Here is a 15,254-nt window from a genome sequence, read left to right on the forward strand (position 1 = left end):
GAAGACGGGGCCGACGGCGCCCGCGTCGTCATGCCGCCGGGTGAGCGCGGTGCGACCAGGATCGCCGACCGGGTGGTCGCGAAGATCGCCTCCCAGGCGGCCCGTGAGGCGCTCGGACCGCTGCCCCCGGACGCCGAGCCGCCGCACGCCACGGTCGTCGTCCACAGCGACGACACCGCGCGGGTCCGCGTCCACGTCGAACTCGGCTATCCCGGCGACATCGGCGGCCGGTGCGGGCGGGTACGCCGCCAGGTGGTCGAGCGGGTGTCCGTGCTGGCGGGCATGCAGGTGCCGGAGGTCGTCGTCCAGGTGGAACGGCTGCACCTGGCGGCGGCACCGGGCGCGGCACGGGGGAGGAGGACCCGATGAGCGAACCCGGAGCCGCCGAGCAGCCCGCGGGCACCGTCCTGGAGAAGACACCGCCGCCCGGGCCGGTCGGCGCCGCGGCCCCGGGCCCCCGGCGCTTCTGGTCGGCGCGCAAGGTCCCCGCGGGCCTGCTCGCACTGCTGCTCCTGGTGATCGCGGTGGCGTTCCTGTACGACATCGTCGCGGTGCGCGCCGGCCGGCCCGCGATGGGCTGGCGCCGGGAACTGGCCCGCCAACTGGCCGAACGGCCCCTGGACGACGTCTGGGTGCTGCTGGGCGCCGGGATCGCCGCCGCCCTCGGGCTCTGGCTGCTCCTGCTGGCCCTCACCCCCGGGCTGCGGGCCCTGCTCCCGATGCGCCGCACCCACCCCGACGTCCGCGCCGCACTCGACCGGGACGCGGCGGCGATGGCGCTGCGGGACCGGGCCATGGAGATCGCCGGGGTGCAGACGGCGCGGGTACGGGTGACCCGCAGGCGGGCCGACGTCCGCGCGGTGTCGCACTTCCGTGAACTGGACGACGTACGGGCCGACCTGGACGCGGTACTCGCCGACGCCGTCGGGGGCCTGGGGCTGTCCCGGCCGCCCGCCCTGTCGGTGCGGGTACGACGTCCCGGCCGGAAGGGGTGAGGCCGGTGAACAGGATCGTCAACCGTGTGCTGCTCGGGATCACGGGCCTGCTCCTGGTGGCCCTCGGCGGGGCCGTGCTGGCCGTCGGGCTGGGAGCGCCGGCGCCCTCCTGGTGGCTGCACCACGGACGGCACGACGTCCTGCTGAGCGACGCCGAGCGGACCCGGTGGCGGGACACGGGCTGGTGGTGGCCCGTCGTGATCGCCGCACTCGCGGTCCTCGTCCTGCTCCTGCTCTGGTGGCTGGTCGCGGTCCTGCGCCGGCGCCGGCCGGCCGAGGTGTTCGTCGACACCGGCGACGGCGACGGAGCGGTCCTGCGCGGCCGGGCCCTGGAGGCGGTCCTCGCCGAGGAGGCGGGCGGGCTGGACGGCGTCGACCAGGCCCACGTCCGGCTGACCGGCCGCCGCGGTGCCCCGCGGACCCACGTCCGCCTCCGCCTGGAGCCCCACGTCGACCCCGGCACCGCGCTGAAGACCCTCACCACCGGAGCCCTCACCCATGCCCGTGAGGCGGCGGGCCTGGCCACCCTCCCGGCCGAGGTCCGCCTGCGAGCGGTCAAACACCGCGCGGAACGCGTCAGCTGACCCCGGCCCCCGCCCCGGAACCGGACGGACCCCGGCGCCGGACGCGCCCCTAGAACCCGTGCCGCACCCCGCCGTCCACCGGGACCATGACGCCGGTGACGTAGGAGGCGGCCGGGGAGAGGAGGAAGGCCGCGGTGCGGCCGAACTCGGCCGGGGTGCCGTAGCGGCGCAGGGGGATGCGGGACTGGGCCGCCTGACGGGTGGCCTCCGGGTCGGCGGAGAGGGCGTCGAGTTCCCGGACCCGGTCCGTGTCGATCCGCCCGGGAAGCACCCCCACGACGCGGATGCCGCGCGGGCCCAGCTCGTCCGCGAGGGACTTGGCGAAGCCGGCGAGCCCGGGGCGCAGGCCGTTGGAGATGGTCAGGCCGGGGAGCGGTTCGTACACCGAGCCGGACAGCACGAAGCCGATGACCCCGCCCTCGCCCAGCTCCGCGGCGGCGGCACGGGCCAGTCGTACCGCGCCCAGGAACACCGACTCGAACGCCGACCGCCACTGCTCGTCGGTGGTGTCGGCGACGAACCCGGGCGGCGGTCCGCCCACGCTGACGAGGAGGCCGTCGAAACGGTGGAACCGCTCACGCGCGGTCGCGATCAGCCGCGCCGGTGTCCGGGGGTCGGCGTTGTCGACCGCCACGCCGACCGCGTTCGGCCCGAGACCGGCGACCGCCTCGGCGACGCTCTGCTCCTCCCGCCCCGTGACGACCACCTTCGCACCGTCCGCGACCAGCTCGCGCGCGGCGGCGTTGCCCAGCCCGCGGGTCGCCCCGGTGACGACGTACACCCGGTCCTTCAGTCCAAGATCCATGGCCCTATTCTGCCTCTTCTGCCTTTTCGCCCCCGAACAGGGCGAGGGCGGTGTTCACCAGGCCGATGTGGCTGAACGCCTGCGGGAAGTTGCCCAGCAGCCGCCCGCCCACCGCGTCGTACTCCTCCGCCAGCAGACCCACGTCGTTGGCCAGCCCCAGCAGCCGCTCGAACAGCTCGCGTGCCTGATCCGTCCGGCCCGCCATGTGCAGGGCGTCCGCGAGCCAGAACGAGCACACCAGGAACGTGCCCTCCTCACCGGGCAGGCCGTCGACGGGCGCGGCGTCCGGGGTGTAGCGGCGTACGAACCCGTCCTGGCCCAGCTCCGCGCGGATCGCGTCGATCGTGCCGAGCACCCGGGGATCGTCGGGCGGCAGAAAACCCACCCGGGGGATCAGCAGCAGCGCGGCGTCCAGTTCGCGCGAGCCGTAGGACTGCGTGAACGTGTTGCGCTCCTTGTCGTACCCCTTCTCGCACACGTCACGGTGCACCTCGTCGCGCAACGCGCGCCAGCCGTCGAGGTCGCCCCCGAGGTCCGGGCTTTCCTCCAGGAGGCCTACCGCACGGTCCGCGGCCACCCACACCATCACCTTGGAGTGCACGAAGTGGCGGCGGCCGCCGCGCACCTCCCACAGCCCCTCGTCCGGCTGCCGCCAGGCCGTGCGCAGGAAGTCCAGCAGCACGGTCTGCAGGGCCCACACGTCCGGGCGCGGGGGCAGGCCCGAACGCCGGGCCAGCGCCAGCGAGTCCACGACCTCGCCGTACACGTCCAGCTGGAGCTGGTTGACGGCGTCGTTGCCGACCCGTACCGGGGTGGCGCCGCCGAAGCCGGACAGCCACGGCAGCTCGGACTCGGGCAGCCGCCGCTCGCCCGCCAGCCCGTACATGATCTGCAGATCCGCCGGATCGCCCGCGACCGCGCGCAGCAGCCAGTCGCGCCAGGCCTCCGCCTCCTCCTGGTACCCGGCCGCCAGCAGCGCGCTCAGGGTCAGCGTGGAGTCGCGCAGCCAGCAGAAGCGGTAGTCCCAGTTGCGTACCCCGCCCGGCTCCTCCGGCAGCGAGGTGGTGGGCGCGGCGACGATCCCCCCGGTGGGGGAGTAGGTGAGCGCCTTGAGCGTGATCAGGGACCGCACCACCGCGTCCCGGTGCGGGCCGGTGTAACGGCACCGGGACGCCCACGCGCGCCAGTCGGCGATGCTGTGCCGCAGCGAGGAGTACGGGTCGACCAGCGGCGGGCGCGGCTCGTGGGAGGGGTGCCAGGTGAGGACGAACGCGACCCGTTCGCCCGGCCCGACCGTGAACTCGGAGTGCGTGCCGAGGTCCTCGCCCCAGGTGGGCACCTCCGGCACACTGCGCAGCCACGCCGAGTCCGGCCCCGCGACCGCCACCCGGTGGCCGTCGGCCCTGCGCATCCAGGGCACCACCGAGCCGTAGTCGAAACGCAGCCGCAGCGTGCTGCGGACGGTCACCTCGCCGCGTACGCCCTCGACGATGCGCACCAGGTCGGGGGCGCGGTCGCGCTGCGGCATCAGGTCGGTGACGCGCACCGCGCCCTCGTCGGTCTCCCACTCGGTGTCCAGGACGAGGGTGTCCCGGCGGTAGGCGCGGCGCGTGTACCGCTCGGCGCCCAGCGGCGCGATGCGCCAGTGACCGTTGTCCTCGTCGCCGAGCAGCCGGGCGAAGCAGGCGCCGGAGTCGAAGCGGGGCAGGCAGAGCCAGTCGACGGACCCGTCCGCGCCCACCAGGGCAGCGGTCTGTTCGTCGCCGATGAGCGCGTAGTCCTCGATACGGTGCACGAGGTGCGGATGCCCGGCCGCCGGGGGCGGCAATCAGGGGCGGCGCCGAGCGTGCTCTAGACAGCCGCGGGCTGGCCGGTCTCCGCCGCGTCCGCCGTCCCGGCAGCCGCCTGCTCCGCCCGCTCCCGTACCTCGCGGCGGACCAGGACCACCCAGCCGACGGGGACGCCCGCGGCGAACAGCCACCACTGGACGGCGTACGCCATGTGCGGGCCGATCTCGTCGTGCACGGGTTCGGCGATCAGCTGCGGGGTGTCACCGCCCGGTCCGGGCTCCGTCAGGTCGACGTAGCCGCCGAGGACCTCCCTGCCGAGCCGCTCGGCCTCCAGCTCGCTGTTGATCAGCATGATCTGCCGGTCGGGCAGGCCCTCGAGGTTCTTGATGCCGCTGTCCTCGGTCGTCTGGTCCTGCATCAGCCGCCCGGTGACGGTGATCTCGCCCTCGGGCGGCGGGGGGATCTCCGGGAACGCGCTCTGGCTCGGGCCGTCCGAGGGCACCCAGCCCCGGTTGACCAGCAGGATCCTGCCGTCCTCGAGGACGAACGGGGTCAGCACGTGGTAGCCGACCTCGTCGTCCGCGTTGGTACGGCGGCGCACGACGACCTCGTCGGCGGTGTCGAAGCTCCCCTTCGCCGTCACCCTGCGGTACAGGTGCTCGTGCTCAACCTTCGCTCCGGGCGAGGTCAGGGACCTGGCGGGCACCGGCTCGGCCGCCAGGGAGTTGGCGATCACCTGGTTCAGGGCGACCCGGCGCTCATGACGGTGCAACTGCCAGAAGCCCAGCTCGACCATCGTCGGGATGAGCACGAGTGCCAGAAAGGTGAGGATCACCCACTGGCGGGACAACAGGAAGCGGTACACCCCACGACCGTACAACCAGGGCCATGGGGTGTATTCAGGCGGGTGCGTCCTCACACCCGGTCGACGATGCCCGCCCTTCCCTCCGCGCGGGCGCAGTGGGCGCCGCAGTACCAGTGGCCCTCGGCCTCCACGCCCTGGCCGATGATCTGCACCCGGCAGTGCTCGCAGATCGGGGCCATCCGGTGGATCGCACAGGAGAAGCAGTCGAAGACGTGCACCGCGCCCTGCGCGTGCACCTCGAAGGTCATTCCGTAACTGTTGCCGCACACTTCGCATGTCGCCATGCGCCACAGGGTGGGCCCACCGGTCCGGTACGGGCGAGCGGGCGGCGGGCGAGTCGTCCGGCAATCACCCGTCCGTACGGTCCTTTGGACCCGGCGGGCGGACGGCGCCCCGCCGGCCGTCGGCGCGGTCAGCCCTCCGACGCGGGGGCGACGTCACCGAGCAGCTGGCCGAAGGCCGCCTCGTCCACGACCGGGGTGCCGTACTGCCGGGCCTTGACCACCTTGGACGTGCCCGAGTCCGGATCATTGGTGACGAGGAGGCTGGTCAGCCGGGACAGGCTGGTGGCGACGTGCAGCCCGGCCTCGGTCGCCCGGTCCTCCAGCAGGTCCCGCTCCACGGAGGTGTCACCGGAGAACGCGACCCGCATGCCCTGCCTGAGCGGCTCGCCCGGCTGGTACCGCCCCGGGTTGGGGTAGGGGCAGGCGGGCCGCTTGCGGGAGGGGCGCCAGCCGGTGGACCGGTGGTCGCCGCCGTACCCGGCCTGCCGGCCGGCCCGGGGCCGGTCGGTCCACTCCGTCAGCGGCAGGCACTCGTGCAGCGGCAGCCGCACCCCGCCCACCGCCGCGGCCCGCAGGCTGGGCCGGAACACCTCCGCGAGCACCCGCGCGTCGTCCAGCGCGTGGTGCGCGCGCTGCTGCACCACACCGAAATGCGCGGCGAGCGACTCCAGCTTGTGATTGGGCAGCGGCAGCCGGAGCTCCTTGGAGAGGACGATCGTGCACAACCGCTGCTTCACCGGTGCCTGCGCGCCGGCGCGGGCGTACTCGCGGGCGATCATCTGCCAGTCGAAGACGGCGTTGTGCGCGACGAGCACCCGCCCCTCCAGCCGGGTGGCGAACTCTTCGGCGATGTCACCGAAGAGGGGCGCCCCTTCGAGGGCCTCGCTCGTCAGGCCGTGGATCCACACCGGACCGGGGTCCCGCTGCGGATCGACCACCGTGTACCAGTGGTCCTCGACCTCACCGCGCGCGTCCAGCCGGTAGACGCCCGCGGAGACGATGCGGTCGTCCCGGGCGAGTCCCGTGGTCTCCACGTCGACGACCGCGTACCCCTGCGGGTACGAGGCCGGCCAGGCGATGGCGGAGGATGCTGCGGTCGTGAGGTCTTCGAGCATGGTTCATGAGGATACGGGCCGCGACTGACAGCCCTGCCCGCCAGGTGCCGTGCGGGCCCCGCCGCCCGGTCTCACCAGCGGATCGGTACCGGAAGCGCCGTCAGGAGGCCCGACACCGCCACCACCAGGGCCAGCAGGGAGGCCTCCGCCCACGCGGGGCCGCGGGCGCTCAGCGGATCGGCCGCGCGGGCCAGCCGGACCCGGGCCCACAGGGCGAGGGCCGCGACACCGGCCATCAGGATCACCTTCGCGAGCAGGACGCGCCCGTACGCGGTGTCCGTCAACTGCTCCAGGATCGTCCCCGGCGGCATCCGGCGCAGTGAACTGAACACCCCGGTCACGGTGATGGCGGCCAGCAGGACGGCCGCCACGCGCGCGTACAGCCCCAGCAGCACGCCCCCCGCCTCCGATTCCCGCCACGCCCGCATGGTGCGCAGCGCGTACAGCAGGCCGCCCACCCAGAGCGAGGCGCAGGTCAGGTGAATCAGTGTCAGGCCGGAGCCGAGCAGCGGGGTGTACTCGGTCTTCGGGTGCGCGCGCAGGGCCTCGGCGACGATGATCGCGGTCAGCGGCCAGGCCTGTGTGCCCGGCCGGCCGGAGGCGGCGCACAGGGCCGCGAGGAGGAACGCGTTGACCTCCAGGAGGGCCAGCTTGCCGTCCCGGGAGTCGTACAGGCCGCCCACGTCGACGGCGGCGAGGCTCTCGGGGATCAGGTTGCCGGTGGCCACGACGGAGGCGAGTCCGAGGGCGGCCGCGAAGCCGACGGTGTTCGCGGCGGTGGACCAGCTGCGGGGCACGGCCTGGGGAGCGTCGGGCACGGAACGCAGGAGCCGCTTCACGAACAGTTCGCCGACGGGTATCGCCAGCGCCGCGAACAGCACCGTCCGCAGCAGGGCTATGCCGCCGGTACCGGGCGCCGGGGCCTCACCGGTTCCGCGCAGGGCGGGGGACGGGCCGAGGAAAGGTATCAGCGCAGCCAGCGCCACCAGGACGAGTACGGCGACGGCCGGGCCGGTGCCGGAACGCCGCGCACCCCTGTGCGCACCGGCCGCCCCGGGCCTGGGATTTGTCAGAGTCACCCCAGGATCTTCACAAGCACTCACAGAACGGGCAAGCGTGCGACGAGGGGGCCGGGGACAATTCGCGCCAAGGTCGGATTCAACGCCCCGGCCGTACCCGTGCGGCCCGCCGGCCCCGGCCCGTCATCCCCACCGCGCGGTGTCCGCCCCCCACGGTCCGGGCGGCCGGGCCCAGTCACGGGGCCCTCCGGCGAACGACACCGCGGGCCGGACGTACCGCAGCCTGCCCCGCGCACTGTCCGCCTCCGTGAGCCAGGCGTCGGCGGACCCGCCCGCGACCGGGGCCAGAGCGGCCGCCGAGCCTTCGGCCGGCCCACCCGTGTGTGCCGCTCCTTCCAGCAGCAGGCCCGCCGTCCGCGCCAGCGCCAGCCGCACGAACCGGCCGCCCCCCTCGTCCGCCTGCTCGGTCAGCGCCCGCAGCACCGCCCCCGCCAGCAGATATCCCGTGCCGTGGTCGAGGGCCTGCGCCGGGAGAGCCCCCGGTCGCTCCGGTGAACCCTCGCTCGCCGCGATCCCCGTGGCCGCCTGCACCAGGCTGTCGAAGCCGCGCCGGTCGCCCCACGGCCCGTACGCACCCCACGCCGACAACTGCGCCACGACCACCCCGGGCCGGCGCTCGGCCAGTGCCTCGGGGCTCAGCCCGAGGCGGTCCAGGGTCCCTGGCCGGTACCCGGTGACCACCACGTCCGCGGCCGAGAGCAGCTCCTCGAAGGCATCCCGGTCGACCGTCAGATCCAGCAGGGCCGAGCGCTTCCCGAACCCCGTGTCGGTGTGCTGGTCGGGGAGTTCGGGCAGCCCGGGGGAGTCCAGGCGCAGCACGTCCGCGCCGAGCAGGGCCAGCGTGCGGGTGGCGACCGGCCCCGCGACGACCCGCGTCAGATCCAGCACCCGCAGCCCCGCCGCCGGCAGCAGCGGATCGCGGTCCACGGGGGTGAGCACGCGCGCGGGTGCGGTGTCCAGCCGCCCGCGCTCCACCAGCGGACGCTCCGCCACCGCCGCGGCCTGCTCGTGCGCCGCCCACCGCGCGGGCGTCCGCAGCGCGACGGCGAGTCCCCCGGCGGCGTGCACGGCCTCCTCGACCTCGACGGCCGACCGCTCGGCGAGCGCCGCCGCCACCGCCCGCGGGTCCTCGGGCGTCCCCAGTGCGGCGAGCAACCGGGCCCGGTGGTGGGGGTAGTTGGCGTGTGTGCGCACCCAGCCGTCGGCCGTGCGCCAGAAACGCGACAGCGGCGCGAAGGCCACCGGGGCCCGCCCGTCGACCAGCAGATGCCGTTCGCTGACGAACGCCGCGGCCACCGCTCCGTCGTCCACCCGCACCGCGGGCGTCCCAAAGACTCCGGGACGCCCCGCAGGAGTGCGTCCCGAGGGCGTGCGGGCCGCCCGCCGCGTGCCCAGTTCGGCCGCGGCCAGTGCGCACGCGCCCACACAGGCGCGCGCCAGCTCCCGTACCGGCAGCCGCGCGGGAAGGACTTCGGGCCGCTCGACGGTCGACACACGCGTGAGGAGGGCGGGATCGCCGCCGAGCGAGGACCACACGGCCGCGAGGCCGACGGGGGATTCGGTGTCGGTCATGGGTGCACTGTGCCGCACCGGCGGCCCCCGCGGCGTGAGCCGGTCATCACACTCGGGCACCCGCCGACGCCCCGCCCACGATCCACCCGCGGGAACTCAGCACACCGGAAGGGCCGGGCGGATCGCCCGGCCCTTCCCCTCTCACAGATCACGCGGTACGACCGCGCGGTACTACTACCGCTGCTCCTGCTCCTGCTTCGCCTATCGCTTCACCGCGTCCAGCGCGTCGACGATGCCGAAGCCGTAGAAGCCGTTGATCCGCTTGCCGCCCTCGCACGTCGCGTCCTGCACTCCGTCGCCGTCCTGGTCGTAGGAGGCCGGGCAGCCCGGGTTGTCCGCCTGTGCCTTCAGCAGCGCCTGCAGCGCGGCCGGGGTCGCCCACGGGTGCTTGGACTTCAGCAGCGCGGCCACCCCGGCGGCGTGCGGTGCGGCCATCGAGGTGCCCTGGAGGAAGCCGTACTGGTTGTTCGGCATCGTGGACAGGATGCGGCCGTTCTTCGACGGCGTGTCCGGCAGCTGGTAGCGGCTGTCGCCGCCCGGTGCCGCGACGTCCACCACGCGGTTGCCGTACGTGGAGTAGAACGACTTGGCGTCGTGCACACCGGTCGCGCTGACCGTGACCACACCCGGCAGCTGGGTCGGCAGGTCCAGGCACTCGGAGGGGTCGATGGTGCGCTCGACCGGCGTGGTGTCGTTCGGGCTGGAGGCGTCGTCGATCGCGTCCGAGGCCAGGTCGTGGTTGGAGTTGCCGGCCGAGGCGACGTGCAGGGTGCCCTTCTTCTGGGCGTACAGCTGGGCCCGGTTGACCGCGTCGACGATCGCCTTCTGGTCGGGGTCGTCCGTGCAGTTGTACAGCCAAGGGTCCACGTAGTAGCTGTTGTTGGTGATCTCGACGCCGTGGTCGGCGGCGAACACGAAGGCGCAGACGACGTTCTCCGGGTAGAAGAGACCGTTGTCCGGGTCGCTCACCTTGATGCTGGACACCTTCACACCGGGCGCGACACCGGCGACCCCGATGCCGTTGCGGGCCGCGGCGATCTCACCGGCCACATGGGTGCCGTGGTAGTCCTCGTCCGTGTACGGACGCCAGGCCCCCTCGCTGGTGTCCGCCGTGCCGCCGACGCAGTTGGCCGACTGGGCGGCGGAGAAGTTCGGTGCGAGGTCGGGGTGGGTGTCGTCGACGCCGGTGTCGATCACCGCGACGGTCACCTTCCGGCTGCCGGGGTTGATCCGCGCGGCCTTGTCGGCGCCGATCGCCCGCAGGTCCCACTGGTCGGCCTCGAGGGGCTCGCTGCCGGGAACCTTGTCCGAGGCGGCCTTCGTCCGCGCGGCCTCGGCGGCCGTCATGCGGTCGGCGGCGCCCACGTCGGTCGTCCCGGCCGGAGCCAGCGGCGCGGTACGGGTGGCCCCGGCGGACTGCACTCCCCGCGCGGCGCGGATCTCCTGGCCGAAGTCCGGGTTCGCCGAGTGGACGACGATCACGCCGATCTTGTCGTGCGTGACCACGACGGTCCCGCCGGCCGCGGCGATCGCCTTCTTCACCGACGCGATGGTGCGGTGGTCCGCCTTGGTGTTGACGACGTACGCCAAGGCGGGCGCGTCCGTCGCCTGCTTCGCCGCCGGCACCGCCTGCGGTGCCGCCGAGGCCGCCACCGGCAGGAAGCCGAGCGAGACGGTCAGGGACAGCGCGACAGGCACGGCGAGGGCGAGACGGCGTCTGGAACGCAGATGAGCCATGGGATCTCCACATCATCCGGAAACAAAACCGCCCGAGGCACAGGTGGTGCTCGGGCAGGGACATGACGGGTGGTGCAGGGCGAAGTTATCCCGTGCCCTCCGTGAGCAACAACGGTTTGCCGTAACGACTTCGGAAAACGTCCCCCGAAAAGAAAGCGCGGACCGTTGAACCGGCGCTCGCGTGGCGCCGTGACGTTGTGCAGGGAGCGCGAGGACACTCGCCCCCGTTCCCGTCGTTCCGTTGTAACCGCACCCGCAACGCGAGGAGACTCCGTGGCCGCCGAAGCACCATCCCCCTCAGCAGCAGAGGAACACAAACTCCCCACACCCGAGGAGTTCACCGCGGTGCAGGAGAGCGCTGAGTTCGGTGAACTGCGCCGCTCCCACCGCTCCTTCGCCTTCCCCCTGACCGTCGGCTTCATCCTCTGGTACCTGCTGTACGTGCTGCTCTCGAACTACGCGGGCGGCTTCATGGGCACGGAGCTGTTCGGCAACATCAACGTCGCCCTCGTCTTCGGTGTCCTGCAGTTCGTCACCACGTTCCTCATCGCGTGGCTGTACTCCCGGCACGCCGCCACCAACCTCGACCCCAAGGCCGAGGCCATCAAGACCCGTATGGAGGGCGGCGCATGAGCCCCGCGATCACCCATGTCACCCTTGCCGCGAACGAGGCGAGCGAACACCGCGCACTGATCATCACGCTGTTCGCGCTGTTCGTCGTCGCGACCCTCGGCATCACCGTCTGGGCGGGCCGGCAGACCAAGGACGCCGCCGACTTCTACGCGGGCGGACGGCAGTTCAGCGCCTTCCAGAACGGACTCGCGGTCTCCGGCGACTACATGTCGGCCGCGTCCTTCCTCGGCATCGCCGGCGCCATCGCCCTCTTCGGCTACGACGGCTTCCTGTACTCCATCGGCTTCCTGGTCGCCTGGCTGGTCGCCCTCCTGCTGGTCGCCGAGCCGCTGCGGAACTCCGGCCGCTACACGATGGGCGACGTCCTCGCCTACCGCATGCGCCAACGGCCCGTGCGCACCGCGGCCGGCACCTCCACCATCGTGGTGTCGATCTTCTACCTGCTGGCCCAGATGGCGGGCGCCGGCGTCCTCGTCTCGCTGCTGCTCGGCATCACCTCCGACGCCGGCAAGATCCTCATCGTCGCCCTCGTCGGCGTCCTGATGATCGTCTACGTCTCCATCGGCGGCATGAAGGGCACCACCTGGGTGCAGATGATCAAGGCCGTGCTGCTCATCGGCGGCACCATCCTGATCACCTTCCTGGTGCTGCTGAAGTTCAACTTCAACATCTCCGACCTGCTGGGCAAGGCCGCCGAGAACAGCGGCGCGGGCGCGGCCTTCCTGGAGCCCGGCCTGCAGTACGGCGCGAACGGCACCACCAAGCTGGACTTCATCTCCCTCGGCATCGCCCTGGTGCTCGGCACCGCCGGCCTGCCGCACATCCTGATCCGCTTCTACACGGTGCCCAACGCCAAGGCCGCCCGTAAGTCCGTGAACTGGGCCATCGGCATCATCGGCGGCTTCTACCTGATGACCATCGCCCTCGGCTTCGGCGCCGCAGCCCTCATCTCGCGCACCGAGATCATCGAGTCCAACCCGTCCGGCAACACGGCCGCGCCGCTGCTCGCCCTGCACCTGGGCGGCATCGACTCGACCTGGGGCGCGATCCTGCTCGCCACCATCTCGGCGGTCGCCTTCGCCACGATCCTCGCCGTGGTGGCCGGCCTCACCCTCGCCTCGTCCTCCTCCTTCGCGCACGACATCTACGCCAACGTCATCCGCAAGGGGAAGGCCACGGAGAAGGAGGAGATGCGGGCGGCCCGCTGGGCGACCGTCCTCATCGGTGTCGTCTCCATCGCGCTCGGCGCCCTCGCCCGCGACCTGAACGTGGCCGGTCTGGTCGCGCTGGCCTTCGCGGTCGCCGCGTCCGCCAACCTGCCGACGATCCTCTACAGCCTGTTCTGGAAGCGGTTCACCACCCAGGGCGCCCTGTGGTCGATCTACGGCGGTCTCATCGTCGCCGTCGGCCTGGTGCTGTTCTCGCCCGTGGTCTCCGGCGACCCGACCGCGATGTTCCCCGACGTCGACTTCTCCTGGTTCCCGCTGAAGAACCCGGGACTCATCTCCATCCCGTTCGGTTTCCTGATGGGCTGGCTGGGCACCGTCCTGTCCAAGGAGGAACCGGACGCCAAGAAGTACGCGGAGCTGGAGGTCCGGTCGCTGACCGGCGCCGGCGCCCACTGACCCGCACCGGCGGCCGGGCCGCGTCGTACGGACCTCTCCCGGAGGTCCGTACGACGCGGCCGCCGTACGTTCGTCGCCTCTGACCGCTGTGCTTGTCGGTGCCGTCGCGTAGGCTCGCAGACAGCCGGAGTACGCGTGATCCGAGTCGAGGGAGGGGCCCACGTGCTCATCGACACGTACGGCCGCGTGGCAACCGACCTGCGGGTGTCACTGACCGACCGGTGCAATCTGCGGTGCACCTACTGCATGCCCGAGGAGGGCCTGCAGTGGCTGGCCAAGCCCGACCTGCTCACGGACGACGAGATCGTCCGCCTCATCGACATCGCCGTCACCTCCCTCGGTGTCGAGGAGGTCCGCTTCACCGGCGGTGAGCCCCTGCTCCGCCCCGGCCTGGTCGGCATCGTCGAGCGGGTCGCGGCCCTGGAACCCCGCCCCCGGACCTCCCTCACCACCAACGGCATCGGCCTCGGGCGCACCGCGGCGGCCCTGAAGGAGGCGGGCCTGGACCGGGTCAACGTCTCCCTCGACACGCTCCGTCCGGACGTCTTCAAGACCCTCACCCGCCGCAACCGCCACCAGGACGTCATCGACGGCCTGTACGCGGCCCGTGAGGCCGGACTGACCCCGGTGAAGGTCAACTCGGTCCTGATGCCGGGACTCAACGACGACGAGGCCCCCGACCTGCTGGCCTGGGCCGTGGACCACGGCTACGAGCTGCGCTTCATCGAGCAGATGCCCCTGGACGCCCAGCACGGCTGGAAGCGCGACGGCATGATCACCGCCGGCGACATCCTCGCCTCCCTGCGCACCCGCTTCGAGCTGACCCCCGAGGGCGAGGAGGCCCGCGGCTCCGCCCCGGCCGAGCGCTGGCTGGTCGACGGCGGCCCGCACCGCGTCGGCGTCATCGCCTCCGTCACCCGCCCGTTCTGCGCGGCCTGCGACCGCACCCGGCTCACCGCCGACGGGCAGATCCGCACCTGCCTGTTCGCGACCGAGGAGACGGACCTGCGCGCGGCCCTGCGCTCCGACGCGCCCGACGAGGAGATCGCCCGGATCTGGCGGCTGGCCATGTGGGGCAAGAAGGCGGGCGCCGGTCTCGACGACCCGGCGTTCGTGCAGCCCGACCGCCCGATGTCCGCCATCGGCGGCTGAAGCGGCTGAAGCGGCCGAAGGGCCGAGAACCGAGGGGCCGAGAGCCAGGGCCTGAGGGCCGGGCCCGGAGGCCGGGGCAGGGTTCGGGACTACGCCTCTTCGGGCGCCCGCCACTCCTCGAAGCGCACCACGTCCTTCAGGAACCCGCGTACGCCGAGGAACTGCGACAGATGCTCCCGGTGCTCCTCACACGCGAGCCAGGTCTTACGGCGCTCCGGCGTGTGGATCTTCGGGTTGTTCCAGGCGAGCACCCACACGGCGGTGGCACGGCAGCCCTTGGCGGAACAGATCGGCGTCTTGGGATCAGGGTCCATCACACCGCCGACCCTAACCCGACCGGCTCAGCGGCAACGGGCGGAAGCGCCTGTCACACCCGGAACAAAGGCGACGCCGAGCAGCCACGGGGGGAGCTGCCCGGCGTCGGTCTGTCGCTCCGACGGGGGATGCGGAGCGCGTACGAAGTATGTCACGGGTCACCCTGCCCCCGGCACCGGAACAACATGATTGATCTGAGCTTTTCTTGAGCTTGGCGGGGAAGCGACTTCCGGTTCCGGCCGGTCATGGCCATGGTCCGAAGGTCATGACGGCCCGGGCCGCTCCGTTCGTGCGCCGGGCGTGGGCTCGGGAGCGGGTTCGGGCGCCGCGTCCTCCGCCCCCGGTTCCGCCGTGTCGTCGTCCGTCGCCGACGGCTCGATCATCGGCCGCATCTGCGTCGACAGGTAGGTCGACGGCAGCGACGGCACGTTCTCGCGCCCGGCGTTGGCGATCACCACCGCGATGTACGGCAGCAGCATGCCGAGGACCAGCGCCACGATCGCCACGTGCCGTTCCACGTTCCAGAGCGACGCCGCGAGGATGACCGAGATCGTACGGACGGTCATCGAGATCACATACCGGCGCTGCCGCGCACGCACATCGTCCTGGAGGCCCGCCCTGGCGCCGGTGATCCGGAACACCTGGACGCTGCCGCCGTGCTGCTTCCGCATCACATTCCACCATCCGCCCGTATCGGACTTTT

16 protein-coding genes are annotated in these 15,254 nt (G+C 72.7%); 6 read left to right on the forward strand and 10 right to left on the reverse strand.

Annotated elements, in window-relative coordinates:
* The first annotated feature begins 30 nt into the window (after positions 1 to 30).
* The 3 genes from PYS65_RS28285 to amaP are packed head-to-tail and all read left to right on the forward strand — an operon-like array spanning position 31 to position 1,579.
* Positions 31 to 369, forward strand: a complete 339-nt coding sequence (locus PYS65_RS28285) for an Asp23/Gls24 family envelope stress response protein (protein WP_279338103.1) — start codon at positions 31 to 33, stop codon at positions 367 to 369.
* Positions 366 to 995, forward strand: a complete 630-nt coding sequence (locus tag PYS65_RS28290; RefSeq protein ID WP_279336772.1) for a DUF6286 domain-containing protein — start codon at positions 366 to 368, stop codon at positions 993 to 995. The genes PYS65_RS28285 and PYS65_RS28290 overlap by 4 nt, the downstream gene beginning before the upstream one ends.
* 5 nt (positions 996 to 1,000) lie before the next feature.
* Complete coding sequence (amaP, locus tag PYS65_RS28295) at positions 1,001 to 1,579, forward strand: alkaline shock response membrane anchor protein AmaP (protein ID WP_387040388.1); 579 nt, start codon at positions 1,001 to 1,003, stop codon at positions 1,577 to 1,579.
* A 49-nt stretch (positions 1,580 to 1,628) separates the two neighbouring features.
* Here the strand turns inward: amaP and PYS65_RS28300 are convergent, their stop codons facing one another.
* From PYS65_RS28300 to PYS65_RS28335, 8 genes are all read right to left on the reverse strand, one after another.
* Entirely contained in the window at positions 1,629 to 2,384 is a 756-nt protein-coding gene (locus PYS65_RS28300) for an SDR family oxidoreductase (RefSeq protein ID WP_279336774.1), read from the reverse strand.
* 4 nt (positions 2,385 to 2,388) lie between these two features.
* Positions 2,389 to 4,179 carry a glycoside hydrolase family 15 protein gene (locus tag PYS65_RS28305; RefSeq protein WP_279336775.1) on the reverse strand — a complete coding sequence of 597 codons (1,791 nt, stop codon included), beginning with the start codon at positions 4,177 to 4,179 and terminating at the stop codon, positions 2,389 to 2,391.
* A 56-nt stretch (positions 4,180 to 4,235) separates the two neighbouring features.
* Positions 4,236 to 5,039, reverse strand: coding sequence for an SURF1 family cytochrome oxidase biogenesis protein (locus PYS65_RS28310; RefSeq protein ID WP_279336776.1), 804 nt, complete (start codon positions 5,037 to 5,039; stop codon positions 4,236 to 4,238).
* A 50-nt stretch (positions 5,040 to 5,089) separates the two neighbouring features.
* Positions 5,090 to 5,323, reverse strand: a complete 234-nt coding sequence (locus PYS65_RS28315) for a hypothetical protein (protein WP_145870071.1) — start codon at positions 5,321 to 5,323, stop codon at positions 5,090 to 5,092.
* 128 nt (positions 5,324 to 5,451) lie between these two features.
* Positions 5,452 to 6,438 carry a DEDDh family exonuclease gene (locus PYS65_RS28320; RefSeq protein ID WP_279336777.1) on the reverse strand — a complete coding sequence of 329 codons (987 nt, stop codon included), beginning with the start codon at positions 6,436 to 6,438 and terminating at the stop codon, positions 5,452 to 5,454.
* Positions 6,439 to 6,509: 71 nt separating this feature from the next.
* Positions 6,510 to 7,517 carry a CopD family protein gene (locus PYS65_RS28325; protein WP_279336778.1) on the reverse strand — a complete coding sequence of 336 codons (1,008 nt, stop codon included), beginning with the start codon at positions 7,515 to 7,517 and terminating at the stop codon, positions 6,510 to 6,512.
* 123 nt (positions 7,518 to 7,640) lie between these two features.
* Entirely contained in the window at positions 7,641 to 9,089 is a 1,449-nt protein-coding gene (locus tag PYS65_RS28330; RefSeq protein ID WP_279336779.1) for a CoA transferase, read from the reverse strand.
* A 201-nt stretch (positions 9,090 to 9,290) separates the two neighbouring features.
* Positions 9,291 to 10,826, reverse strand: coding sequence for a S8 family serine peptidase (locus tag PYS65_RS28335; protein WP_279336780.1), 1,536 nt, complete (start codon positions 10,824 to 10,826; stop codon positions 9,291 to 9,293).
* 273 nt (positions 10,827 to 11,099) lie between these two features.
* On the opposite strand from PYS65_RS28335, the gene PYS65_RS28340 reads away from it, so the two are divergent.
* The 3 genes from PYS65_RS28340 to moaA all read left to right on the forward strand — a co-directional run bounded on the left by PYS65_RS28340 (position 11,100) and on the right by moaA (position 14,236).
* The gene (locus PYS65_RS28340) at positions 11,100 to 11,459 is read left to right on the forward strand and encodes a DUF485 domain-containing protein (RefSeq protein ID WP_279336781.1); all 360 of its coding nucleotides are present in this window, start codon (positions 11,100 to 11,102) and stop codon (positions 11,457 to 11,459) included.
* The gene (locus PYS65_RS28345; RefSeq protein ID WP_279336782.1) at positions 11,456 to 13,084 is read left to right on the forward strand and encodes a solute symporter family protein; all 1,629 of its coding nucleotides are present in this window, start codon (positions 11,456 to 11,458) and stop codon (positions 13,082 to 13,084) included. The genes PYS65_RS28340 and PYS65_RS28345 overlap by 4 nt, the downstream gene beginning before the upstream one ends.
* Positions 13,085 to 13,246: 162 nt before the next feature.
* On the forward strand, positions 13,247 to 14,236 hold the full coding sequence (gene moaA / locus PYS65_RS28350; protein ID WP_279336783.1) for a GTP 3',8-cyclase MoaA: 990 nt from the start codon (positions 13,247 to 13,249) through the stop codon (positions 14,234 to 14,236).
* A gap of 89 nt (positions 14,237 to 14,325) precedes the next feature.
* On the opposite strand, the gene PYS65_RS28355 is transcribed toward moaA, so the two are convergent.
* The gene (locus PYS65_RS28355; protein ID WP_279336784.1) at positions 14,326 to 14,550 is read right to left on the reverse strand and encodes a hypothetical protein; all 225 of its coding nucleotides are present in this window, start codon (positions 14,548 to 14,550) and stop codon (positions 14,326 to 14,328) included.
* Between the two features lie 264 nt (positions 14,551 to 14,814).
* Positions 14,815 to 15,222: a DUF3099 domain-containing protein gene (locus tag PYS65_RS28360; RefSeq protein ID WP_279336785.1), complete on the reverse strand. Its 408-nt coding sequence runs from the start codon at positions 15,220 to 15,222 to the stop codon at positions 14,815 to 14,817.
* Between the last annotated feature and the right edge of the window lie 32 nt (positions 15,223 to 15,254).

It is taken from the genome of Streptomyces cathayae (assembly GCF_029760955.1).
In the GTDB taxonomy this organism is placed as follows: Bacteria; Actinomycetota; Actinomycetes; order Streptomycetales; family Streptomycetaceae; genus Streptomyces; species Streptomyces cathayae.